This is a genomic window from Streptomyces sp. NPDC046727, assembly GCF_040645635.1.
In the GTDB taxonomy this organism is placed as follows: domain Bacteria; phylum Actinomycetota; class Actinomycetes; order Streptomycetales; family Streptomycetaceae; genus Streptomyces.
Map to the genome: position 1 here is coordinate 86003 of NZ_JBEYYR010000030.1, position 23497 is coordinate 109499.

Consider the following 23497-nt stretch of genomic DNA (forward strand, 5'->3'; position numbering starts at 1 on the left):
GCCGCCGGGGCGGCCGGACGGCCCGCACGGGCCGCTGGGGCGGGCGCGGCACCCGGCGGGGCGGCTGCGGACGGCGCGGACGAGGGGCTCCTCCCACGCTTCTGGTGGTGGGGGAGGGGGACCGAGGCGGGCTGGGCAAGGAGGACACCTCCGGACGAGGCCGTACGTGGGATCCGCGAGCACAGTAGGCCGATACGATCTCCAGCCCGCGCCGCAGGCCCGGCGGCGCGCACCCGTGTCCCCCGTTCGCGGTAACGTGAGGCCCCTATGAACGCCAAGCCCGACGTGCGGCTCCCCGCTGTGTCCGTGATCATGCCCGTCCTCAACGAGGAGCGGCATCTGCGCGGTGCCGTCCAAGCGATCCTCGCGCAGGAGTACGCCGGCGAGATGGAGGTCGTGATCGCCCTCGGTCCGTCCACGGACCGCACGGACGAGATCGCCGCCCAGCTCGTGGCCGAAGACGCGCGTGTGCACACCGTCCCGAACCCCACCGGCCGCACCCCGGCCGCGCTGAACGCGGCGATCAAGGCGTCCCGGCACCCGGTCGTGGTCCGTGTCGACGGCCACGGCATGCTCTCGCCGAACTACATCGCGACCGCCGTGCGCCTCCTGGAGGAGACCGGCGCGCAGAACGTCGGCGGCATCATGCACGCCGAGGGCGAGAACGACTGGGAGCACGCGGTCGCCGCGGCCATGACGTCGAAGGTCGGTGTCGGCAACGCGGCCTTCCACACCGGCGGCCAGGCCGGCCCCGCCGAGACCGTCTACCTCGGTGTCTTCCGCCGTGCGGCGCTGGAGCAGCAGGGCGGCTACAACGAGGAGTTCATCCGCGCCCAGGACTGGGAGCTGAACTTCCGGATCCGCGAGGCGGGCGGGCTCATCTGGTTCTCGCCCGAGCTGAAGGTGTCGTACCGGCCGCGGCCGTCCGTGCGCGCGCTGGCCAAGCAGTACAAGGACTACGGCCGCTGGCGGCACGTCGTCGCCCGCTTCCACTCCGGCTCCATCAACCTGCGCTACCTCGCCCCGCCGACGGCGGTGTGCGCGATGGCGGCGGGCCTGGTGGTCGGCGCGGCGCTGACCCCGTGGGGCTTCGTGATCCCCGGCGGCTACCTGGCCGCGATCGTCGCGGGCTCCGTCCCGGCCGGCAAGGGGCTGCCCCTGAAGGCCCGGCTGCAGATACCGGTGGCCCTCGCCACCATGCACATGTGCTGGGGCTGGGGCTTTTTGACCAGCCCGAAGTCGCTGGCGAAGAAGGTCATCGCGTCCCGGCGGCCGGCGGTCCTGGACGCCGTCTGACGCAACCGCGAAGGGCCCCTCCTCACACCGAGGAGGGGCCCTTCGACGTACTGAGGTCCGTCAGTGCCACTGGTAGGGCCCGTACACCTCCATGCAGTCCCCCTTGTCCGAGGCGTTGACGGCGTCGGTGCCCTCGGGCAGGTCGCCCGCCTTCGGCTTGGACTGCTTGGGGTAGGCGCTGCCCGTGCGCCAGTCCGCGCCGACGACGACCGTGACCCCCGACACGTCGGTCGACTTCTGCACCTGGCTCATCGGGATCCCCAGCGCCTTGGCGACGGCCTGCGCGTCACCCTCCAGGTCCGCGCTCGGATACCGCACGACCGTCTTGTCCTCGGCGAGGCTCCCCGAGGCGTCGGCCTGCGCCCGGGCGTAGCCCTTCTGCACGAGCACCTGACCGACCGCCGACGCCCGCTGCTGCACCGGGGCCTCGGTGGAGGTCCGGGTGGCGTTCTGCACCAGCACCCCGAGCCGGGCCGCGTCGAGCGAGGGCTTCTTCGACGGCTTGTCCTTGCCGGCGTCCTTCTTCACCTCGGACTTCCCGCCGTTCTTGTCGAACGGCACGTCGTCCTGGAGCATCTGCCACACCTGGTCGGCCTTGGCCTTGTCCGGTACGACGTGGTTCTTGGGGTCGTTCGGGTCCGGGACGTTGGGCATCGTCAGACTCGTCACGCGGTCCGTCGGCACCGACTTCATCTCCATGCCCAGGTCGTACAGCTTCTTGACCGTGCCGATCTCCTCGGAGACCTTCAGGGACTTGGTGGCCGCCTCGGCGAGGTCCGTCAGCCGGCCGGTGTCGGTGAACACGTTCTGCTGCTTCAGCGTGCTGATCATCGAGTTCAGGTACATGTGCTGGGCGCGGGCCCGCATCAGGTCGCTGCCCCAGGCGTGCCGGGTACGCAGCCACTGCAGGGCCTTCTCGCCGTACACCTTCTGCCGTCCCGCCTTCAGCTTCAGCCCGGAGCCGCCGCGCTGACTGGGCGTCGAGTGGTCCCAGACGTTCTGTTTCACGCAGACCTCGACACCGCCGATCGCGTCCGCCATCCGCACCACGCCCGCGAAGTCGATCGTCATCCAGTGGTCGATGTAGACCCCGGTGAGGTTCTCCCAGGTGAGCAGCGTGCACCCGGCCCCGCCACGGGCCAGGGAGACGTTGATGATGTCGTTCGTCGCGGGGTAGACCTTGCCGGTCTCGGGATCCGTGCACTTGGGGATGTCCACCCGGGTGTCCCGCGGGATGCTGACCATGGAGGCGTTCTTGCGGTCCGCGGAGAGGTGGATGAGCATCTGCACGTCCCCGAGCGGCGGATCGCCGACGTGGTCCCTGCTGCCGCCGAGCTTCAGGTTCTCCTTGGAGTTCCGGCTGTCGGAGCCGATCAGCAGGATGTTCAGCGGGGTCTGGCCGGCCGCGTTGGGCGCCGTCCGGTGTGCCTTGGAGTCGTCGCCGTTGGCACGCTTGCCCTTCTGGATGTTGCTGTTGAGATGCTGGTAGTAGAGATACCCGGCACCCGCGGTGCCGAGTATCACCACCGCCAGCACGGTCGCCGACCAGCGCAGCACGCGCCGTCTGCGCCGCCGCCGGTCGACCTTCGGACCGCCCGCCCGCCGCCCGCCTCCGCGCCGGCCGGACCGCGCCGGCGCGTCCGTGGTCTTCGGCGTGAGCGACATCGTGTCCTCGACCGCCGGAGCCTCCCCGCGCACCTCGCTCTGCGCCAACTCCCTGCCCTCCCCACCCTTGCGCCAAGCAACGGGCCCGTCCCGCGCCGGGTTAGACGCACGACGGGCCCGTTGGGTTACCTATGAGGCGCACTGAACCTTGTCTGCCGTGGACTTGTCGACGTCCGGTGCCTTCGCCGACGGGGTGAGGGAGACCCCCGCACCCTTGAAGTCCTTGCCCAGGGTCAGCGTCATCGCCGGCAGCCCCTGGGAGTTGGTCACGCTCTTGCCCGGTTTCAGCGCGGCCCCGGACAGGCCCATGATCGCCGCCAGCCGGCGCGCCTGGGCCGCCTGGTCGGGCGCGTACTCCAGCGTGGTCCTGCTCAGCGCGGCCGGAGCGTTGCCGGCGTTCTCCGACTTGGTCACGCCCTCGTCGTTCTGCAGCCAGCTGAGCACCGCCTGGGCGCTGCCGGCCGCGGCCCCGCCGTTGAGGATGCGCACCCGCACGTCGGCGGCGGGCGCCTTGGTGCCCTTGAGCCGGGAGGCCTGCGCGTTCTTCGCCGCCTTCTCCTTCTTCTTCACGTCGGTGAAGGAGACGTCGTTCCTGACGGCCTCGAAGACCGCCGGAGCCTTGGATTCGTTGAGGACGACCGTGGCCTTGACCTTCTCCGTCGGGTTGTCCACGACCGGCACCGTCGTGAAGGTCAGGTTCTTCGGATTGAGCTTGCCCAGCTCCAGACCGAGGTCCTTCAGCTTGCCGATGCTGTCCAGCTTGTCGTCCACGGTCAGCGCCTTGGTGCCGGCCTCCGCCAGCTTCAGCATCTTCGTCGGACTGGTGAGCGTGTCGTTGCTCTTCAGCTTGCGCATCAGCGCGCTCAGGAACTGCTGCTGCAGCCCGATCCGGCTCAGGTCGCCGCCGAAGCCGACGGAGTGCCGGGTGCGCACGAACGCCAGCGCCTGCTCACCGGCGATCTTGTGGGTGCCCCTGGACAGCTTCAGGTGCGAGTCCTTGTCGTCGATGTCCTTGGCCAGGCAGACCTCGACCCCGTCGACGGCCTCGGTCAGCGTCTTGACCGCGTTGAAGTCGGCGACCATGAAGTCGTCCGGGGTGATCCCGGTCAGCTCGGTCACCGTGCGCATGGTGCAGCTCGGCGTACGGTCGTCCTGCCCGAGGCTCTCGTTGAAGCGGACGCCGTCCGTGCCGGCGATGACCTTCTGGCTGCCGTCCTCCTGCGTGGTCGGGCAGTCCGGGATGTCGACGATCAGGTCGCGCGGGATGCTCAGCGCGGTGGCGTTCGACCGGTCCTTGGAGACGTGCAGCAGGATCGTGGTGTCGGCGTGCCCGACGCTGCCCGAGTCGCCGTAGCCCTCGTTGCCCTTGCCGGTGCGCTTGTCGGTGCCGATCAGCAGGATGTTGATCGCCTGGTCCTTGCGGAAGCCACCGGTGCTCGCGCCGTCGTCGGGCACGGAGGTGATGTTGTCGTTCAGGTGCTTGATGTAGAGGTAGCCGGCAGCCGTCACGGCGACCAGCACGAAGGCCATGGTCCCGCCGGTCCACAGCAGTGCCTTCTTCGCCTTCGACTTCTTCTTCACCGGCCGCCGGGCCGCGCGCCGTCCCTGTGGCGCCTCCGGCTCACCGCCCCGGCGCCGGGCCGAGCGCTGCGGCGGCACATCGGCGCCGCGCGCCCGGGGCGCCTGACGGTTCTCTCCGTCCGCCGGCCGCTTTCGGCCGCCCGCTCCGCCGCTCCCGTCCCGGGAGGACGGTCTGCGCGGTCCGGGTACCGGCGACTGCGCTGCGGAAGGGCTCAGTCGCAGTTCGTATTCGCCGGTGTTCGGATTGAGTACCCACTGGTCTGCGGGGTCGATGTTGTCCGCCCGCCCACGGCCTTGCGCGTCCACGGTTGTCCGAATCCTCCGTCGGGGCCACGCGGCGCCTTCCCCCTCCAAGGCGCTCGGGTCTCGGTGAATCAGTGCACGGCCCCGACAAAGCCCGTCGGACCTCGCGGCCAGGTGCACCGGATCGCTCACACTATCCGCCCAGTTCAGCGTCGGGCGACGCCGGTGACAAATTCCACCTGCCTACAACCGGGCAATCCCCCTCATTTTCTGAACGGAAGTTCGCCGACTTGGTGTGCCGCTTACTCACAGGTCTGTTCGGCGGCGGTGTTCCCGCGGAACGTCGGCGCGGGAGAGGGGCCGTCCGCGCCGCCCGAACCTGTGTCCTCCCCGGGAACTTTCTGTGAATTGTCCGGGGTCACCGCCACCGGCTGGTCGGCCCGCAGCCGCGCGAACAGTTTCTCGGCCGCCGGCTCCACGAGTTGGTCACGGTTGGCGTCGTAGACGTACGACTCCCTCGGCACCGTCAGGAATCGGATGTGTTCGGTGGGGATGTCGCGCAGCCCGCGCACCAACTGGTACAAGCCGCCCAGACTCGCCAGTTCCGGATCGGTGGTCAGCGAAGACGTCGCCGCGTCAAGCACCGGATACAGCTTCACCGGATTCAGCAGGACGTCATTGCTCTGCACCTTGTTGACGAGCGCGCCGAGGAATCGCTGCTGCCGTTCCATCCGGTCGGTGTCGCTGCCGTTCCCGAGCGACTTGCGGGCCCGTACGAACCCGAGCGCCTGCTCCCCGTCGAGCGTGACCTTTCCCGCGGGCAGCTTCAGCTTCGCCGCCTTGTCGTCCACGGGTTCCTTCAGGCACACCTCGACGCCGTCGACGGCGTCCACCATCTCCTTGAACCCGCTGAAGTCCACGACCATGTGGTGGTCGACGCGGATGTCCGTCAGCTTCTCGACGGTCCGGATCGTGCACGCCGAACCGCCCACCTGGAAGGCGTGGTTGAACATCGCGAACACCGGGTCGCTGCGCGTGCCGTCCTCCTGCCGGCACGAGGGGATGTCCACCATCAGGTCCCGGGGCAGCGAGACGGCGGTGGCGCTGTCCCGGTCGGCGGCCAGGTGCAGCAGGATCGTGGTGTCCGACCGCTCGGTGCCGAGATCCTTGCCGTACTTGCGGTTGCCGTCCCCGGCCCGGGTGTCGGACCCGATCAGCAGGATGTTCAGCGCGCCCCGCACCAGCGCGGTGGGCCGCTCCCGCTCGTACCGCGCGAGTTCGGCGGCGGCGGCTTCGTCGGGGGTGATGTTGGCACTGAGCTTGGCGTAGAGGGCCCAGCCGGCGCCGGAGGCGGCGAGGAGGAGTACGGACGCCGAGAGGGCCGTACCCCTGATCCACCGCCGACGCCGCCGTCGTACGAGCCCTTCCCCGGTGGCCGAGGAGCCGGCCCCGGGCCCGGGGGAGTTGCCTGCGGTGTCGCCCACGTCAGGTCCACCCCTCTGGCGTACGAGCGTCACGTCCTGCTCTTACGACGATGGCGGGGAGGGGGGCCGGGAGCGCCCTGTACTACTCCATTCGGGGGACCCGGGCGGACGGGGAGCCGGGTGGCCGCCCTACCGCCGGACCGCCGTCACCCGCTCGCTCTCGACCCGCTGGGCGAGACCCTCCTCGTCCAGGCGGTCCAGATGGCGGCACAGCACCACCGACCCCCCGACGGCCAGCGGCGAGAGCAGCCCCGCGCTCAGCCCCTCCCACGTGTCGTACGACAGCCCGGACAGCAGCCTCGACCCCGGACCCGTGAGCCCGAGCGCCCCCGCCTCCGACGCGGCCCGCTCGACGACCTCCGCCCCGCTGAACTCCCGTCCGGCGACGATCAGCGCGGGCTCCTCGGCGTCCACCGGGGCGAACGGGACGAACCGGTCCCCCTGTCCCGGCACTTCCACGGCGTAGTCGACGAACCCGGCCGGCGTCCGCGGGAAGCGCCCGCCCAACGGCCGCAGCGCCAGCGCCACTCGCTCACCGGTGCAGGCGAGCGCGGCGTCGAGCGAGTCCGGCCCGCTCACCACGACGTCGGCCGCCGCCGGATCCCCGGCGACGTCCGCGACCGCGCCGACGGAGGAGCAGGCCAGCAGCCACACCGCCGTCTGCCAGTGCGCGGGCAGCAGCAGCGCGACCCGGTCGCCGGGCCCGGCGGCGAGGTCGCCCTGGAGGAGGTTGGCGGTCTTGGCCACCCAATTGGCGAAGGTGGCCACGGACAGTTCGACACGTTCGCCCGTGGCGTCGTCGTAGAAGGTCACCAGCGGGCGGCCGGGGTCCGCGGCGAGCGCGGAAGTCAGCAGGTCGGCAGGGGTGCGATCGGTGGCAGTCACCCGGCACAGGGTACGCGCGGGCGGGCGCGCGCACGGGGCGGAGGCGCCACCGGTTCGGCGGAACGTTTCCCGACGGTCCGTCAGTTCACGTGTGGACAGATATGTATGACTATGTCCAAGATCGTGACCATGCGTGGATTCCTCACTTCCCCCCTCGGCGTCTCCCCGCTCGCCGCCTGCTCGATCGGTGTCACCTGCGCCACGGTTCTCGCGCTCGCGCCGGCCCTGCCCGCGACCGCCGCGCCGGCCTCGCCGGCCGTGCCCGGACGGAGCGCCGTCGCGGTCCCGGGCAGTACGCAGTCGCTGCCGCTCGTTCCGCTTACCCGCGAGCGCGTTCTCGGCGCTGCCCCCGAACAGGGGCTGTACCGCGTCGGCCTCCACCGGTTCGCGCTGGTCGGCGTCGTCTGGGACGACCCGGACACCGCACTGCACGGCCGGGTGCAGGTGCGCACCCGGTCCGCCCTGACGGGGAAGTGGTCCGGCTGGCAGGACGTCGAGACGCACACCGCCGACCACGGCGCCGACCCGGACACGGCGGAACGCGCCTCCGGACATGTGCGCGGGGCGACGGCGCCACTGTGGGTGGGGGACTCGGACGGGGCGGACGTACGGGTGCGGGCGGAGCCGGAGGGCGCCGCCGGAAGGCGAGCGGGAGGGGGTGCGGCCTCGCTGCCGACGGGGCTGCGCCTGGAACTGGTCGACCCCGGGGATGACACGGGAGGGGACGGAGCGGCGGGGGAGAGGGGAGACGCCCCGAAGACGGACGAGGTTCAGAAGGCGGACGAGGTTCAGAAGGCGGAGGAGACTCAGAAGGCGGAGGACGGCCCGAAGGCGGAGGACGGCCCGAAGGCGGAGGACGGCCCGAAGACGGGGGACGGCCCGAAGACGGGGGACGGCCCGAAGACGGAGGAGGGTCAGAAGACGGAGAAGCCCGGGAAGACCGGAGACGCCGGGAAGACCGAGGACGCTCAGAAGACGGAGAAGCCCGGGAAGACCGGAGACCCCGGCAAGACGGACGAGGCCCTGAAGAGCGAGGACGGGCAGAAGACAGGGGCCGCGGAGGAGGCGCAGGGGGCCGGTGAGGCGCTGCCCGCGGATCTGCCGGCCGACGATCCGCCCCGCACCGCGCTGGACACGGAGGCGGCCATCGCCGCCTCGGGCGCCAACTCCGAGATCACCGCCTTCGGCGCCACCGAGATCCCGGAACTGGACCAGCCGGCCACCGAGGAGGAGATGACCCGCCTCCAGGGTCCCGCGCGGACGAAGCCGTACATCGGCCCGCGCCCGCGGATCGTCACCCGCCGGGGCTGGGGCGCGAACGAGTCACTGCGCGAGCACGGGTTCGTCTACACGAAGAAGGTCAAGGCGGCCTTCGTGCACCACACGGCCTCGGGCAACAAGTACACCTGCGCTCAGGCCTCGTCCGTCATCCGCAGTATCTACCGCTACCACGTCAAGAGCATGGGCTGGCGGGACCTCGGCTACAACTTCCTCGTGGACAAGTGCGGAACCCTCTACGAGGGCCGGGCCGGCGGCGTGGCCAAGGCGGTGCTCGGCGCGCACACCCTCGGGTTCAACAGCAACAGCATGGGCATCGCCGTGATCGGCACGTACGCCACGAGCAAGCCGTCGAGCGCCGCCGTGACGGCCATCGCCAGGCTCACCGCGTGGAAGCTCGGGCTCTTCGGGGCCAATCCGCGCGGAAAGACATATCTCACCTCGGGCGGTGGCAATCTCTACGCCAAGGGGAAGAACGTACGACTGAACGTGATCTCCGGTCATCGGGACGGGTACGCCACCGAGTGCCCCGGCAAGCGGCTCTACGCCAAGCTCGGCACGGCCCGCTCCACCGCGGCGCGCTACCAGGGGCGGTGAGGCCGGGGTCCGGCCCAGGGGGCGGTCCGGGGGGCGGTCCGGGGGAAACCGCACGCCGATCTCGCGGGGCACCGCGCGGCCATCGGAGGCGTCGTCGCACGGTCTGCATACACTGACCGGCCGAAACGAGAGTCAGCGAGTAGTTCGGCCGGTCCCGGCAGGAAGCAGAGACGACAGGTGACAGAAGCGATCCTCCTGGTCGGCGGCAAAGGCACCCGGCTGCGACCGCTCACGGTGCACACGCCCAAGCCGATGGTCCCGGCCGCCGGGGTGCCGTTCCTCACGCACCAGCTGGCGCGGGCCCGGGCGGCCGGCGTCGAGCACATCGTCCTCGCCACCAGCTATCTGGCCGAGGTCTTCGAGCCGTACTTCGGCGACGGCTCCGCGCTGGGCCTGCACATCGAGTACGTGACGGAGGAGGAACCCCTCGGCACGGGCGGCGCCATCCGCAACGTCGCCTCCCGCCTGCACTCCGGCCCCGACGACCCGGTGCTGATCTTCAACGGCGACATCCTGACCGGCCTGGACATCAGGGCGCTGGTCGACACCCACGAGTCGACGGGCGCGGACGTCTCGCTCCATCTGACGAAGGTGACGGACCCGCGCGCCTACGGTCTCGTCCCGACGGACGGGACGGGCCGCGTCCTGGCCTTCCTGGAGAAGCCGCAGACCCCGGAGGAGATCGTCACCGACCAGATCAACGCGGGGGCGTACGTCTTCCGCCGCTCGGTCATCGACACGATCCCGCGGTCCCGCCCGGTCTCGGTGGAACGCGAGACGTTCCCCGGCCTGCTGTCCGCCGGCGCCCACCTGCAGGGCATGGTCGACTCCACCTACTGGCTGGACCTCGGCACCCCGGCCGCGTTCGTCCGCGGCTCGGCCGACCTGGTGCTCGGCCGCGCGCCCTCCCCGGCCGTCCCCGGCCGCTGCGGCGACCGCCTCGTCCTGCCCACGGCCACGGTGGCGCCGGACGCCAAGGTGACCGGCGGCACGGTGGTCGGCGAGGGCGCGTTCGTGGCCGAAGGGGCGCGGGTCTTCGGCTCGACCATCCTCCCCGGCGCCGTCATCGAACCCGGCGCCGTCATCACCGACTCCCTGATCGGCACTCGCGCCCGCGTCGGCGAACGCTCGGTCCTCACGGGCACGGTCGTCGGCGACGGCGCGATCGTCGGCGCCGACAACGAACTCCGCGAGGGAGTACGGGTGTGGTGCGACGCCCGTATCCCGGCGGGGGCGGTGCGGTTCTCCTCCGACCAGTAGGCGCCGCGGCCGCGCGCCCGGGAGCCGGCCTTCCGTCCAGACCGGACGGCGTGTCGCGGAGCGGCTGACCGTCCGGGGCCTGCCGGTGCGCGTCGGCTCACGCACCGGCGAGCCGCCCTTCCGCTGGGAGGACCCCGGCACCTGGGAGCCCGCCCTCGACGGGATCGCGGCCGTCTACGGCACGGCCACCGCCGGCTCCGCGACGCGGGCCGGCCCGCACCTCACAGCCTGCCGATGTCACCGACCGGCATCCGCGGAGCCCGACGCGGCGGCACCCGCCCGCTCAGCAGGATCAGCCGGGCCGCCCGGTGCCGCTGGCCCGCGTACGGCTCCAGCAGGCGCAGCATCTCGGCGTCGTCCGCGTTCCGGTCCCCGGCCAGCGCCCACCCCACGATCCCGGGCAGATGAAGGTCCCCCACGGTGACCGCGTCCGCCGCGCCGTGACTGCGCTGCACCACCTCGGCCGACGTCCACGGCCCGATCCCCGGAACGACCTCCAGCCGGGCCCGCGCGGCGTCCGGCTCCATACCGGCCGCCTCCTCCATCCGCGCGGCGACGCGCACGGCCCGCAGGATCGTCGAGGCCCGTTTGTCGTCGACCCCGGCCCGGTGCCACTCCCAGGAGGGGATCAGCGCCCAGGTCCGGGGCGCCGGCATCACGTACATCCGGCCGGGTGCGGGCCCCGGCGCCGGCTCCCCGTACGTCCGCACGAGCGTGCGCCACGCCGCGTACGCCTCGACGGTCGTGACCTTCTGCTCCAGCACCGACGGGATCAGCGACTCCAGCACCAGCCCGGTCCGGGTCAGCCGGAGCCCCGGCCGCCGGTGCCGGGCGTGCGCCACCACCCGGTGCCGGGGCACGAACGCGTCCGGGTCGTCGGCCGCGCCGAGCAGTGCGGGCAGCCCGTCCAGCAGCCATACGGCGCCCGGGCCCCACGCCTCGCCGACCACCTCACCGCCGTACGCGCGCACCCGCAGCGTGCCCGGCCCGGCGGGCGTACGGCAGGCCCGCCACACGGACCCGTCCGGAGCGGCCCGGAACGTCGGGTCGGCGGGCCCGCGCCGGAGCGGCCCGAGGGTCAGCCCGAGGTCCAGCGGCCCGTCCGGCACCCAGCGCCGCACCCGCGCGGGCGCGGTCGCCTGCCGCGGTATCCCGGCGGCGGTCCCCGCGGGTACGGCGACATGCCCGCCGCGCACGGTCGCGCGGCTGGGGCGCGGGGCGAAACGTCCTGCCACTGGTGAGGTCCTAGGGTGCCGGGGCTGTCCTACGAGACTAGGCGGTGTCCGGGGTGTTTCACCGCACTTCGACGAACGCCCCCGCGTCCCGCTCCGGCCGCGGTCTCGGCCCCTCCGCCGGGCGGCCGACCGCCACCGCGCCCATCGGATCCCAGTCCGCCGGCAGCTCCAGCACCTCGCGCACCACGTCCCGGCAGAACATCGTGGACGACACCCATGCCGAGCCCAGCCGCTCCGCGGCCAGCGCGACCAGCAGGTTCTGCACGCCCGCGCCCGTCGCGACCACGAACATCTCCCGCTCGGCACCGTCCCGCCGGGCGTCCCCGTACGTGTGCGAGCCGTCCATGACGAGGCAGGGCACGATCAGGTACGGCGCGTTGCGCAGTACGTCACCGCGCCGGATCCGCTTGGCGATGGACTCCTCGCTCCTGCCGTCCCGGCGCAGGTCCGCGATCCAGGCGTCCCGCATCGCGTCGAGCAGCCGGACCCGCGACTCCTCCGACTCCAGCAGCACGAACCGCCAGGGCGTGGTGTGGTGCGGGGCGGGCGCGGTGAGCGCCGCCGCCACCGCGCGGCGCACCGCGCCCGGGTCCACGGGGTCGTCGGTGAAGGCCCGTACGGTACGGCGCTGGGTCATCGCCTCCCGGACCGCCTCGGAGGTACCGAGGCGGAACATGTCGTCGGCCGCGTCGCGCACCAAGGCCCGCGCGCCCTCGTCGCCTTCGACTCCCGCCGCGTGGTCACCGCCGGCCGCGTCGGCCTCGGGGCGTACGACGTGGGCCAGTCCGCGCACCACGGCCACCGGCCGCCCGGCCGCCTTGCCCTTGACCAGGTCACCGGCGGCGGCCAGCTCGTCCGCCGTGGCGACGACGGTCGCGACGAGCGGGTTGCCGTAGGCGTCCGTGCCCCCGCGCAGATCGTCCAGCACGCGCACCCCGGCGGCGCCGATCGCCACGTCCGTGAGCCCCGAGCGCCAGGGACGCCCGAAGGTGTCGGTGACGACGACCCCCACGTTGACGCCGAGGGCGTCGCGCAGGCCGGCCCGGATCGCGCGCGCGGACGCGTCCGGGTCCACGGGCAGCAACAGCACCGTCCCGGAGGGGGTGTTGGAGGCGTCGACCCCGGCGGCGGCCATGACCAGGCCCTGCCGGTTCTCCACGATGCGCAGCGTGCCGCGCCGGGCCACGACCCGGACCGTCTCGGCGTCGATCGCGGCCTCCCGGTCGGCCGCCCGCACGACCCGGCCCTCCGCCTTGGAGACGATCTTGGAGGTGACGATCAGCACGTCCCCGTCGGCCAGGTCCGGCCCGGCCGCGGCGATCAGCTTGGCGATGTCGTCGCCCGGCTGCACCTCGGGGATGCCGGGCAGGGCCCAGACCCGGTACTCGGGCCGCCCGCCGGCATCGGCGGACTCCGTCTCGCTCATGCCCCCCGCACCTCCTCGGCGAGCGCCAGCGCCTCCCGCGCCATCTGCGCGGTCGCGTCCACGTCGGTCATCATCAGCGGCACGGCCCGGCAGCGGATGCCGTCCGCCTCCACCTGCTCGACCACGCCCGCGTCCACGGTGTCGACCAGCCAGCCGTCCAGCAGCCCGGAGCCGTAGTGCTCGGCGACCGCCGCGGCCGTGGACTCCACGCCGACGGCGGCGAGGACCTTGTCGGCCATCCCGCGCACGGGCGCGTCCCCGACGATCGGGGAGAGGCCGATCACGGGCACGCCCGCGTCGGCGATGGCCTCGCGGATGCCGGGCACGGCGAGGATCGTGCCGATGGACACGACCGGGTTGGACGGCGGGAAGAGGATCACGTCCGCCTCGGCGATGGCCTCCAGGACGCCCGGGGCCGGCTTGGCCTGCTCGGCGCCGACCGGGACGACCGCCTCGGCCGGGACGGAGGCGCGCAGCCTCACCCAGTACTCCTGGAAGTGGATCGCCCGGCGCTCGCCGTCCAGCTCGACGGCCACATGCGTCTCGACACGGTCGTCGGTCATCGGGATCAGCCGCACGCCCGGCTTCCAGCGGGCGCACAGCGCCTCGGTGACCGCGCTCAGCGGAAAGCCGGCACCGAGCATCTGCGTCCGCACGATGTGCGTGGCGAAGTCCCGGTCGCCGAGCCCGAACCAGTCCGGCCCGACCCCGTAGGCCGCCAGTTCCTCCTTGACGTGGAAGGTCTCGTCCGTCCGCCCCCAGCCCTGCTCCTCGTTGATGCCGCCGCCCAGCGTGTACATCACCGTGTCGAGGTCCGGGCAGACCTTCAGCCCGAAGAGATGGATGTCGTCGCCGGTGTTGCCGATGACCGTGACGTCCGCGTCCGGCACGGCCCGCTTCAGACCACGCAGGAAACGGGCACCGCCGATGCCGCCTGCCAGAACCACAATGCGCATGGGCCCAAGTCTTGCAGGCGGGTCGGACATTGCGTCAGGCAGTCACCGGGCGCGCCTCGCAGTGCGGGGAGGTGTGCATGGGCATCTCGGTCAGGCCCGGGTGGTACACGTGCAGGCTGACCGCCGGCTCCAGCGTGTCGTTGACGACCTCGTGGACGTACCCCGGCGCGAACACCCGCTGGGCGCCTGCCTCCAGCGCGCGCGTGGCGCGCTCGGTGCGCTCGGTGAGGGTGCCCTCCAGGACGGTGAGCACCCCGGAGGAGCGCCCGTGGTCGTGCAGCCCGCTGCCCTGCCCGGGCACCCAGGACAGCAGCCACACCTCGTACCCCGGGCCGGTGCGCAGCCGGTGGTACCAGCGGGTGGTGGCGTCGTACCGGACGAGGTGCGCCCACTGGGCGCGGTCGGCGGCGATCGAGCGGGCGAGCCCCACGAACTCGGCGACGGTGGCCGGGTGCTCGCGCGGCGGCTGGAGCAGGTGCGGGACTTCGAGGATGTCGCCGGCGATCTGGAGGTCGTTGTCGCTGTTCATCGGGGTGCGGTGGTCCTCGGTGAAGAGTGGGGGGCTGGAGCTGGGTGGTGGAGCTGGGGTGACGCGTACGGTCCGCCCGGGTCACGGGCGGGCGGGGTGCCCCGGACGAGGGATCAGGGAGCGGGAGACGCGACCGAGCCGGGATGGACTCGGGAACAGCCGGAGCGGTCTTGGCTCAACAGCTGCAACAGCAACAACAGCTACAGCGCGCGCGTGCGGCACCGAGGGACCCGGCGGTGCGGGTCGAGGTGGGTGCCAAGTTCGCGAGCATGCCCACTAGGACATCGGTTCACACCGGCACTGTCAACTCGGCGCCCGGTATGTGGGACATGTTTCACCTCATCCGGTTCATCTCCCAGGTGAAAGGTTTGTTCAAGGGGATGCCGGGACACATGGGGCACATCCGAGCGCTGGAGCCTCGCGGAACGCGATCGAACACGGAGACGTCTTTCTCCGTACAGAGATCTGTACGGGGTTCGGCCGCCCCCGCCGGGTCCCGCTGCGTGTCAAGGTTTATGCCGATTTGAACACTTTCCGCACGGCCTTGGTTCCGCAGAGTGAATAACGGGCCCAATAGCAGATCTCGGCTTGACTCGCCCGGAGCAGCACACTTGTAATTTCACTCGTGTCGTTCAGCCGAAATCGGTAACGGCTACGCACGGGGACGCGAAAGACAGACGAGGGGCGCACATGACCGAGCTGGTGCAGCAACTGCTGGTCGACGACGCGGACGAGGAACTCGGCTGGCAGGAGCGCGCGCTGTGCGCCCAGACCGACCCCGAGTCCTTCTTCCCCGAGAAGGGCGGCTCCACCAGAGAGGCCAAGAAGGTCTGCCTCGCCTGCGAGGTCCGCTCCGAGTGCCTCGAATACGCCCTCGCCAACGACGAGCGCTTCGGCATCTGGGGTGGCCTGTCCGAGCGTGAACGCCGCCGCCTCAAGAAGGCCGCCGTCTGACCGCGCATCCACACCGGAACATCACGAACGGCCCGTCGCCCGTGGCTTGTCCACAGGCGGCGGGCCGCTGCCATGGCCAGCCGATAGTGTGGTCGCTCGTCCGAGACGCCCCGCTGTCCCCTCGAAACCCGAGAGCACGCGGGCGTCCACCGCAGTCCATCGAACCGGGGCCCGTACCTCGATGTCCGTGCACAGCCAAACGGCGGCCCAAGACAGCGCCGCAACACCCGAGTCCCCGCGTCATGTGGTGACCGCGGTCCTCGTCTCCCACGACGGCGCCCGCTGGCTGCCCGACGCGCTGGCCGGGCTGCTCGGCCAGGAGCGCCCCGTCCAGTACGCGGTGGCCGCCGACACCGGCAGCGCCGACCTCTCCGCGCAGCTGCTCACCGACGCCCTCGGCGACGCCAACGTGCTGCACCTCGCCCGCCGCACCGGCTTCGGCCAGGCCGTGGAGGAGGCGAGCCGCACCGCGCCCGTCCTCACCCCGGAGGACCTGCCGTACCTGAAGCGCCCCAGCGGCTGGGACCCGGTCACGCGCTCATGGCGCGACGACGCCTACGACCTGCCCGAACTGCCGCACGGCGAGCCCGTCCAGTGGCTGTGGCTGCTGCACGACGACTGCGCCCCCGAACCCGACGCCCTCGCCCAGCTGCTGCGCGTCGTCGACAACGAACTCGAACTCGGCCGCGACGACGTCGCCGTCGTCGGCCCCAAGCTGCGCGGCTGGTACGACCGCCGCCAGCTGCTGGAGGTCGGCGTCTCCATCGCCAACTCCGGCCGCCGCTGGACCGGTCTGGACCGCCGCGAGCAGGACCAGGGCCAGCACGACCACGTCCGCACCGTGCTGTCCGTCTCCACCGCCGGCATGCTCATCCGCCGCGACGTCTTCGAACAGCTCGGCGGCTTCGACCGCCGGCTGCCCCTCATGCGCGACGACGTCGACCTGTGCTGGCGCGCCCACGCGGCCGGCCACCGCGTCCTGGTCGCCCCCGACGCGGTCGTCCGGCACGCCGAGGCCGCCTCCCGCGAGCGCCGCACGGTCGACTGCGCCGGCCGCACCGCCGCCTCCCCGCACAAGGTCGACAAGGCGGGCGCCGTCTACACCCTGCTCGTCAACACCCGTACGGCAGCGCTGCCCTGGGTGCTGCTGCGGCTCGTCCTCGGCACCGTCCTGCGCACCCTCGCCTACCTCGTCGGCAAGGTCCCCGGACAGGCCGTCGACGAGATCCGCGGCCTGCTGAGCACCCTGCTGCGGCCCGAGCGGATCATCGCCGCCCGGCGCCGCCGCGGCCCCGCCCAGATCGACAAGGGCGAGCTGCGCCAGCTGTTCCCGCCGCCCGGCGCCACCGTCCGGGCCACCGTGGAACAGCTCGCGGGCAACCTCACCAGCGGCTCCGACACCGACACCTCCTCGGCCGGCCGGCACGGCGGCGCCGTGGAGTCCGGGCCCGGCGGCGACGACGCCGAGTTCCTGGAGGTCGAGCAGTTCGCCCGGCTCAAACGGATCGCCCGCAAGCCCGGCCCGGTGCTCTTCCTCGCGCTGCTGCTCATCTCCCTCGCCGCCTGCCGCGCCCTGCTCGGCGGCGGCGCGCTCGCCGGCGGCGCCCTGCTGCCCGCCCCGGCCGACGCCGGCGACCTGTGGTCCCGCTACGTCGACGGCTGGCACCCGGTGGGCGCCGGCGGCGCCTCGTCCGCCCCGCCCTACCTGGCCGTCGTCGCGACCCTCGCCTCGCTCCTGTTCGGCTCCACCGGACTCGCCGTCACCGTCCTGCTGATCTGCTCGGTGCCGCTCGCCGGACTCACGGCCTACTTCGCCTCCCGGCCCCTGGTCACCTCCCGGCTGCTGCGCGCCTGGGCCGCCATCGCCTACGCCTTCCTGCCCGCCACCACCGGCGCCCTGGCCGGCGGTCGCGTCGGCACCGCCGTCCTCGCCGTGCTGCTGCCGCTCATCGCGCGCGCGGGCATCGCCGCGAGCGGCCTGGCGTACCGCGCCGGCGCCCGCGGCAGCTGGCGAGCCACCTGGGCGTACGCACTGCTGCTGACCGTCACCACCGCCTTCACGCCGATCGTCTGGCCCATCGCGCTGCTGCTCGGCCTCGGCGTGCTCGTGCTGCGCCGGGGTGACCTCGTCGCCCACGGCCTGCGCTTCCTCGCCCAGCTCGGCACCCCGCTGCTGGTCCTCGCCCCCTGGTCGCTGACCCTGCTCCCCTTCGGCTTCTTCAAGGAAGCCGGTCTGGAGTACGGCCCCTCGGCCGCCTCCGCGCTCGACCTGCTCGGCGCCGCCCCCGGCGGCCCCGGCACCGTGCACGGCCTGATGCTCATCGGCATCGTGCTCGCCGCGCTCGCCGCCCTGCTGCGCTCCGAGCGGCAGCTCGCCATCCGCACCGCCTGGGCCGTCGCCCTGACCGGCTTCGTCTTCGCGGTCCTGTCCAACAAGTCCGCCTGGGCCGGACCGGCCACCCTCGTCCACGGCATCGCCCTGCTCGCCGCCGCCGCCCTCGGCGCCGACGGCGCACGCGCGCGCGTGGCCGAGCAGAGCTTCGGCTGGCGCCAGCCGGTCGCCGCCCTGATCGCCTTCGCCTCGGCCGCCGGCCCGCTGCTCGTCGCCGCCGGCTGGATGATCCGCGGCGCCGACGGCCCCCTGGAGCGCCGCGACCCGGCCCAGGTGCCCGCGTTCGTCGCCGAGGACTCCGCCGGCGGCGACCAGGCCCGCACCCTGATCCTGGACAGCGACTCCACCGCGCGCGTGCGCTACACCCTGGTCCGCGGCTCCGGCGCCCGCATGGGCGACGCCGAACTCACCGCCGCGGGCGGCGAGAACACCCGCCTGGACAAGATCGTCGCCAACCTCGTCGCCGGCTCCGGCGCCGACCAGGCCGACGAACTCGGCGGCTTCGCCGTCCGCTACGTCCTGGTCCACAAGGGCGCCCCCCGGGAGATCGCCCGCGTCCTCGACGCCACCCCCGGCGTGAGCCGGCTCAGCCAGCAGAACGGCAGCGCCCTGTGGCGCGTCGGCCAGGATGTCGCCCGCGCGGCCATCGTGCCCGCCGACGACCCGGGCCGGGCCCAGCCGGTCACCGCGGGACCGGTGGAGATCCACACCACCATCCCCTCCGGCTCGGGCAACCGCGTCCTGCGGCTCGCCGACAGCGCCGCCGACGGCTGGACGGCCACCCTCGACGGCAAGCCGCTCACCCGCACCACGGTCGACGGCTGGGCCCAGGGCTTCCGACTGCCCTCCACCGGAGGCCGGCTGGACGTCACCTACGACGCCCCGGTCACCCGCACCGCCTGGCTCTGGGCGCAGGGCGCGCTCGCCGTCGTCCTGGTCGTCCTCGCCCTGCCCGGCCGCCGCCGTGACGTCGACGACGACCTGCCCGAGGAGCAGCCGCTGCCCGCCCAGGCCACCGCCGGTGAGGGCCGTCGCGCCCGCCGCCTGCGCGCCCAGGCCGAGGAGCCGCCCGCCGAGGACCGGCCCGGCACCCCGCCGCCCCCCGACCAGCCCCCGGCCGCCGTCCCGCACCAGCAGTCCTACGACGAGTGGGACCAGGGCGGCTACGCGAACGCCGGGTACGCCGGTTACGGCACCGACCCGTACCAGACCGCGACGGGCTACGGCCAGCAGACGTACCAGGCCGACCCGTACCAGACGGCCCCGTACGACCCGTACGCCTACAACGGCGGCACCGACCAGGCCCCCTACGACCCGGCGGCCTACCAGCAGCAGGGCTACGACCCGGCGTACGACCCCGCCCAGCAGGGCTACGACCCGGCCCAGCACCCCCACGGCACCGGCAGCCAGCGCCCCGACGGGAGCCAGCAGTGAACCGCACCACCCTGTCCCTGATCGCCGGCACGGCCGCGGTGGCCGCCGTCACCGCGTTCGCCGCGTTCGACCCGCCGTCCGCCTCCGGCGCCGCCGTCCCCGAGGCAGTCGGCCAACTGCCCGTGGAGCGCACCACCCTGCTGTGCCCGGCGCCGAGCATGTCGGACGTCGCCGACACGGCGTACACGTCGTTCACGCCTGTCACGAAGGGCACCACCGGCAGCGGCAAGGCCCAGTTCCAGGCGGCCACCGAGCAGTCGGCGGACGATGCGGGCAGCGACCAGAAGGGCAAGGACGGCAAGGACGGCAAGGGCACCGGGAAGAAGGCCGACCGGCCGGTGCTCACCCCGAAGGCGCCGGGCACGCCCGCCACCGGTGACACCTCCGGTGCGGAGGCGCCCGCGCTCGTCGGCACCGCGGACGGCGGGTTCGCGCCCGGCTGGACCGTCCAGGAGACCACCGAGGTCGCCGTCGGCACCGGCCGCGGCCTCCAGGGCGTCAACTGCACCGGCGCGGACACCGAGTTCTGGTTCCCGGGCGCCGCCACGGCCACCGGCCGCACCGACTACGTCCACCTCACCAACCCCGACGACTCCGCCGCCGTGGTCGACATCGAGCTGTACGGCAAGAACGGCGCGATCAAGGCCCCGCTGGGCGAGAACCTCACCGTCGAGCCGCACGCGAGCGAGCCGATCCTGCTCTCCACGCTCACCGACGAGCGGCAGACCGACCTGACGGTGCACGTCAGCGTGCGCAGCGGCCGGGTCGGCGCGGCCGTGCAGGCCCTGGACGACAAGGCGGGCGGCGACTGGCTGGCCGCGGCCGCCGACCCGGCCGGCAGCCTGGTCCTGCCCGGCATCCCCAAGGACGCCACCGACGTCCGCCTGATCGCCTTCACCCCCGGCGACGACGACGCCGACCTGAAGATCCGCCTGGCCTCGCCCGACGGCCTGATCACCCCGGCCGGGAACGAGACCGTGCACGTCAAGTCCGGTATGACGACGGCGGTCGACCTCGGCGACGTCACCCGTGGGGAGGCCGGCTCCCTGGTCCTCACCCCCGCCGACCAGACGGTCCCGGTCGTCGCGGCCCTCCAGGTCGTCCGGGGCAAGGGCGACAAGCGGGAAACGGCGTTCATCCCGGCGACGGCCGCCGTCGGCGCGCGCGCGACGTCGGCCGACAACAGCGAGAAGGGAACGACGCTCGCCCTGACGGCCCCCACCGCCACGGCCACGGTCAAGGTCACCGCCTCGGCGGGCAGCGAGGGCGGCACCCCGGTCACCAAGACCTACACCGTCAAGTCGGGCACCACCCAGAACATCGACGCCCCGGTCCCCGCAGGCATGAAGGGCACGTACGCCCTCACGGTGGAACCCGTCTCCGGCGGCCCGGTCTACGCCTCCCGCACCCTCGCGGTCACCGAGGGAGGCATCCCCGCCTTCACCGTCCAGACCCTCCCGAACGACCACGGGATGGTGTCGGTGCCCCAGGCGGAGGAGGACCTGTCGGTACTGCAGAAGTAGCGCAGCCGCGGCCCGGAGACGCCGCCTAGTCCTCCCCGTAACGGGGATCCACGGTCTCCGGCGTCAGCCCGAGCAGTTCGGCCACCTGCTCCACGACGACCTCGTGCACCAGCGCGGCCCGTTCGTCCCGTCCCTTGGTCCGGATCTCCACCGGCCGCCGGTACACGACGACCCGGGCCCGCCGCCCGTCACGCGCGGGGATGATCCCGCCGAGCGGCACGGCCTCGTCGCCCCACGCCGCCTGCTCCCCGCGCCCGTCCAGCCGCGGCACCTCCAGCACCAGGAAGTCGATGTCGGCAAGCTGCGGCCACCGCCGTTCAAGACGCTCCACGGAGTCCTGCACCAGGTCCGCGAACACCTCGGCACGGCTGGCCGCCAGCGGCACCTGCGGCGGCGCGATCGGCCCCCGCATGCCCCGCCCATGGCGATCACGGCGACGAGGCCCGGGGCCGGCGGCACGGGGCGGTACACGGTTGTCCATCACTGGTGAAGCGTAGTCCCCGCACCCTCCGGCCGTCCGGCTCCACGCGGCAACCGGCCGCCGGACCCCCATGTCGCAGGATGACCATTCCGGCCAAGGTCTGGCTCGTTTCCGTAACTCTCCAAGACCGCCGAACTCAAGGCAATTGACGGTGTATGTACCGACTCATGACCGGATGCGGTCCCGCCGGACACCCGCCGGAAACCTGTCCCCGCAGGTCAGCGGGGTCCGCTCGAAGAGGCGTGTGGGCCGTTTCACAGCACGACACGGTGGAGTGACCTGGTGGGGAGTCGTCGCGGCCCGCTCAAGAGTGCGGTACCGTCCAACGTCGTGAGCCCTGTACGTCGCTGTTCGCGCACCGCCTGCGGCCGACCCGCCGTCGCGACGCTGACGTACGTCTACGCCGACTCGACCGCGGTCCTCGGCCCGCTCGCCACCTACGCCGAACCCCACTGCTACGACCTGTGCGCCGAGCACTCCGAGCGCCTCACCGCCCCGCGCGGCTGGGAGGTCGTACGACTCCTGGACGGCTCCGCGCCCGCGCGGCCCAGCGGCGACGATCTGGAAGCGCTTGCCAACGCCGTGCGCGAGGCGGCCCGCCCCCAGGAGCGCGCGGCCGAGGCGGGCGGCGGCGCAGGCCGCGCCGCGGACCCCATGGAGGTCGCCCGCCGCGGCCACCTGAGGGTCCTGCGCTCCCCGGACAACTGATCACCACCCCGCGCCACCCCCGTCAGGCGTGACGATTCGCCTCGTCCGGGCGTTACGGATGGGGGTCCACCGAGCGTCCACCGGTGACCGCACACCTCCCCCTCACTCCCGACGGGTAGTTTGTGGGCACCCAATAGGACCTCAGGAGGGTTGGCCGTGACTGCTGATCTGTCGCAGATCGTGAAGGCGTACGACGTGCGCGGAGTGGTCCCGGACCAGTGGGACGAGGCACTGGCCGGACTCTTCGGCGCCGCCTTCGCGGAGGTGACGGGAGCGGCGGCCATCGTCGTCGGCCACGACATGCGGCCCTCGTCCCCCGGCCTCTCCCGCGCCTTCGCGCGCGGCGCGGCGGACCGCGGGGTGGACGTCACCGAGATCGGCCTGTGCTCCACGGACCAGCTGTACTACGCCTCCGGCGCGCTGAACCTGCCGGGCGCGATGTTCACGGCCTCCCACAACCCGGCCCAGTACAACGGCATCAAGCTGTGCCGCGCGGGCGCCGCCCCCGTCGGCCAGGACACCGGCCTCGCGCAGATCCGCGAGCTGGCCGAGCGCTGGCTCGCCGAGGGCGCCCCAGAGCCCGTGAGCCGGCCGGGAACCCTCTCCTCGCGCGAGACGTTGGAGGACTACGCGGCGCACCTGTGCTCCCTGGTCGACCTGACCTCCATCCGCCCCCTGAAGGTCGTGGTCGACGCCGGCAACGGCATGGGCGGCCACACGGTCCCCTCGGTCTTCGCCGGCCTGCCCCTGACCCTCGTCCCGATGTACTTCGAGCTGGACGGCACCTTCCCGAACCACGAGGCCAACCCGCTCGACCCGGCCAACCTCGTGGACCTGCAGAAGCGGGTCCCGGCGGAGGGCGCCGACCTCGGCATCGCCTTCGACGGCGACGCCGACCGCTGCTTCGTCGTGGACGAGAAGGGCGACCCGGTCTCCCCGTCCGCGATCACCGCGCTGGTCGCCGCCCGCGAACTGGCCCGCAACGGCGGCAAGGGCACGGTCATCCACAACCTGATCACGTCCCGCACGGTCCCGGAGGTCGTACGGGAGAACGGCGGCTCCCCGGTCCGCACCCGGGTCGGCCACTCCTTCATCAAGGCCGAGATGGCCCGCTCCGGCGCGATCTTCGGCGGCGAGCACTCGGCCCACTACTACTTCAAGGACTTCTGGAACGCCGACACGGGCATGCTGGCCGCCCTGCACGTCCTCGCGGCCCTCGGCGGCCAGCAGGGCCCGCTGTCCGCCCTCGTCGCGCAGTACGACCGCTACACCGGCTCCGGCGAGATCAACTCCACCGTCGCCGACCAGTCCGCCCGGCTCGCCGCGATCCGCACCGCGTACGAGGGCCGCGCCGACGTCACCCTGGACGACCTCGACGGCCTCACGGTCGCCGCGGCCGACTGGTGGTTCAACGTCCGCCCGTCCAACACCGAGCCGCTCCTGCGCCTGAACGCCGAGGCGAAGGACGAGGCCACGATGACCAAGATCCGCGACGAGGCGCTGGCGATCATCAGGGGCTGAGCGCCCCGCCCAACGGCGGTACGCTGACCAGGCATATCCACAGACACAT

Annotated in this window: 17 protein-coding genes and 1 pseudogene; 9 read left to right on the forward strand and 9 right to left on the reverse strand. The window is 72.8% G+C overall.

Going from position 1 to position 23497, the window contains the following annotated elements:
- Positions 1-267 precede the first annotated feature (267 nt).
- Entirely contained in the window at positions 268-1296 is a 1029-nt protein-coding gene (locus ABZ937_RS30470) for a glycosyltransferase family 2 protein (protein ID WP_361696537.1), read from the forward strand.
- A 60-nt stretch (positions 1297-1356) separates the two neighbouring features.
- On the opposite strand, the gene ABZ937_RS30475 is transcribed toward ABZ937_RS30470, so the two are convergent.
- The 4 genes from ABZ937_RS30475 to ABZ937_RS30490 all read right to left on the reverse strand — a co-directional run bounded on the left by ABZ937_RS30475 (position 1357) and on the right by ABZ937_RS30490 (position 7154).
- Positions 1357-3009 (reverse strand): LCP family protein, encoded by a 1653-nt coding sequence (locus ABZ937_RS30475; protein WP_361696538.1) that lies wholly within the window; start codon positions 3007-3009, stop codon positions 1357-1359.
- Between the two features lie 81 nt (positions 3010-3090).
- Entirely contained in the window at positions 3091-4848 is a 1758-nt protein-coding gene (locus ABZ937_RS30480; RefSeq protein ID WP_361696539.1) for an LCP family protein, read from the reverse strand.
- Between the two features lie 239 nt (positions 4849-5087).
- Positions 5088-6269: an LCP family protein gene (locus tag ABZ937_RS30485; protein ID WP_361696540.1), complete on the reverse strand. Its 1182-nt coding sequence runs from the start codon at positions 6267-6269 to the stop codon at positions 5088-5090.
- A gap of 129 nt (positions 6270-6398) precedes the next feature.
- Entirely contained in the window at positions 6399-7154 is a 756-nt protein-coding gene (locus ABZ937_RS30490; RefSeq protein ID WP_361696541.1) for a TIGR03089 family protein, read from the reverse strand.
- A gap of 105 nt (positions 7155-7259) precedes the next feature.
- Between ABZ937_RS30490 and ABZ937_RS30495 the strand changes: the two genes are divergently transcribed.
- From ABZ937_RS30495 to ABZ937_RS30505, 3 genes and pseudogenes are all read left to right on the forward strand, one after another.
- A complete protein-coding gene (locus ABZ937_RS30495) occupies positions 7260-9029 on the forward strand; it encodes an N-acetylmuramoyl-L-alanine amidase (RefSeq protein WP_361696542.1) in 1770 nt (589 codons plus the stop codon).
- Between the two features lie 177 nt (positions 9030-9206).
- Entirely contained in the window at positions 9207-10289 is a 1083-nt protein-coding gene (locus tag ABZ937_RS30500) for an NDP-sugar synthase (RefSeq protein ID WP_361696543.1), read from the forward strand.
- Between the two features lie 64 nt (positions 10290-10353).
- Positions 10354-10455: pseudogene (locus ABZ937_RS30505) on the forward strand (NmrA family transcriptional regulator); the annotation flags it as partial.
- Positions 10456-10510: 55 nt separating this feature from the next.
- Here ABZ937_RS30505 and ABZ937_RS30510 read toward each other — a convergent pair.
- The 4 genes from ABZ937_RS30510 to ABZ937_RS30525 are packed head-to-tail and all read right to left on the reverse strand — an operon-like array spanning position 10511 to position 14435.
- Positions 10511-11524 carry a DNA-3-methyladenine glycosylase 2 family protein gene (locus tag ABZ937_RS30510; protein WP_361696544.1) on the reverse strand — a complete coding sequence of 338 codons (1014 nt, stop codon included), beginning with the start codon at positions 11522-11524 and terminating at the stop codon, positions 10511-10513.
- Positions 11525-11582: 58 nt separating this feature from the next.
- Positions 11583-12950, reverse strand: a complete 1368-nt coding sequence (locus ABZ937_RS30515; RefSeq protein ID WP_361696546.1) for a coenzyme F420-0:L-glutamate ligase — start codon at positions 12948-12950, stop codon at positions 11583-11585.
- Positions 12947-13906 (reverse strand): 2-phospho-L-lactate transferase, encoded by a 960-nt coding sequence (cofD, locus tag ABZ937_RS30520; protein ID WP_361696547.1) that lies wholly within the window; start codon positions 13904-13906, stop codon positions 12947-12949. Before cofD ends, ABZ937_RS30515 begins: the two co-directional genes overlap by 4 nt.
- A gap of 34 nt (positions 13907-13940) precedes the next feature.
- Positions 13941-14435, reverse strand: coding sequence for a cysteine dioxygenase family protein (locus tag ABZ937_RS30525; protein ID WP_361696548.1), 495 nt, complete (start codon positions 14433-14435; stop codon positions 13941-13943).
- A gap of 690 nt (positions 14436-15125) precedes the next feature.
- On the opposite strand from ABZ937_RS30525, the gene ABZ937_RS30530 reads away from it, so the two are divergent.
- The 3 genes from ABZ937_RS30530 (at position 15126) to ABZ937_RS30540 (ending at position 20738) form a co-directional block, all read left to right on the forward strand.
- Complete coding sequence (locus ABZ937_RS30530; protein ID WP_003975777.1) at positions 15126-15389, forward strand: WhiB family transcriptional regulator; 264 nt, start codon at positions 15126-15128, stop codon at positions 15387-15389.
- Positions 15390-15570: 181 nt separating this feature from the next.
- Positions 15571-19215 (forward strand): glycosyltransferase, encoded by a 3645-nt coding sequence (locus ABZ937_RS30535; RefSeq protein ID WP_361696549.1) that lies wholly within the window; start codon positions 15571-15573, stop codon positions 19213-19215.
- A complete protein-coding gene (locus ABZ937_RS30540) occupies positions 19212-20738 on the forward strand; it encodes a DUF5719 family protein (protein WP_361696550.1) in 1527 nt (508 codons plus the stop codon). The genes ABZ937_RS30535 and ABZ937_RS30540 overlap by 4 nt, the downstream gene beginning before the upstream one ends.
- Before the next feature lie 25 nt (positions 20739-20763).
- On the opposite strand, the gene ABZ937_RS30545 is transcribed toward ABZ937_RS30540, so the two are convergent.
- Positions 20764-21150, reverse strand: coding sequence for a metallopeptidase family protein (locus ABZ937_RS30545; protein WP_361696551.1), 387 nt, complete (start codon positions 21148-21150; stop codon positions 20764-20766).
- A gap of 351 nt (positions 21151-21501) precedes the next feature.
- Between ABZ937_RS30545 and ABZ937_RS30550 the strand changes: the two genes are divergently transcribed.
- Positions 21502-21927 (forward strand): DUF3499 domain-containing protein, encoded by a 426-nt coding sequence (locus tag ABZ937_RS30550; RefSeq protein WP_361696552.1) that lies wholly within the window; start codon positions 21502-21504, stop codon positions 21925-21927.
- A gap of 156 nt (positions 21928-22083) precedes the next feature.
- Positions 22084-23448 (forward strand): phosphomannomutase/phosphoglucomutase, encoded by a 1365-nt coding sequence (locus ABZ937_RS30555; protein ID WP_361696553.1) that lies wholly within the window; start codon positions 22084-22086, stop codon positions 23446-23448.
- Positions 23449-23497: the final 49 nt, after the last annotated feature.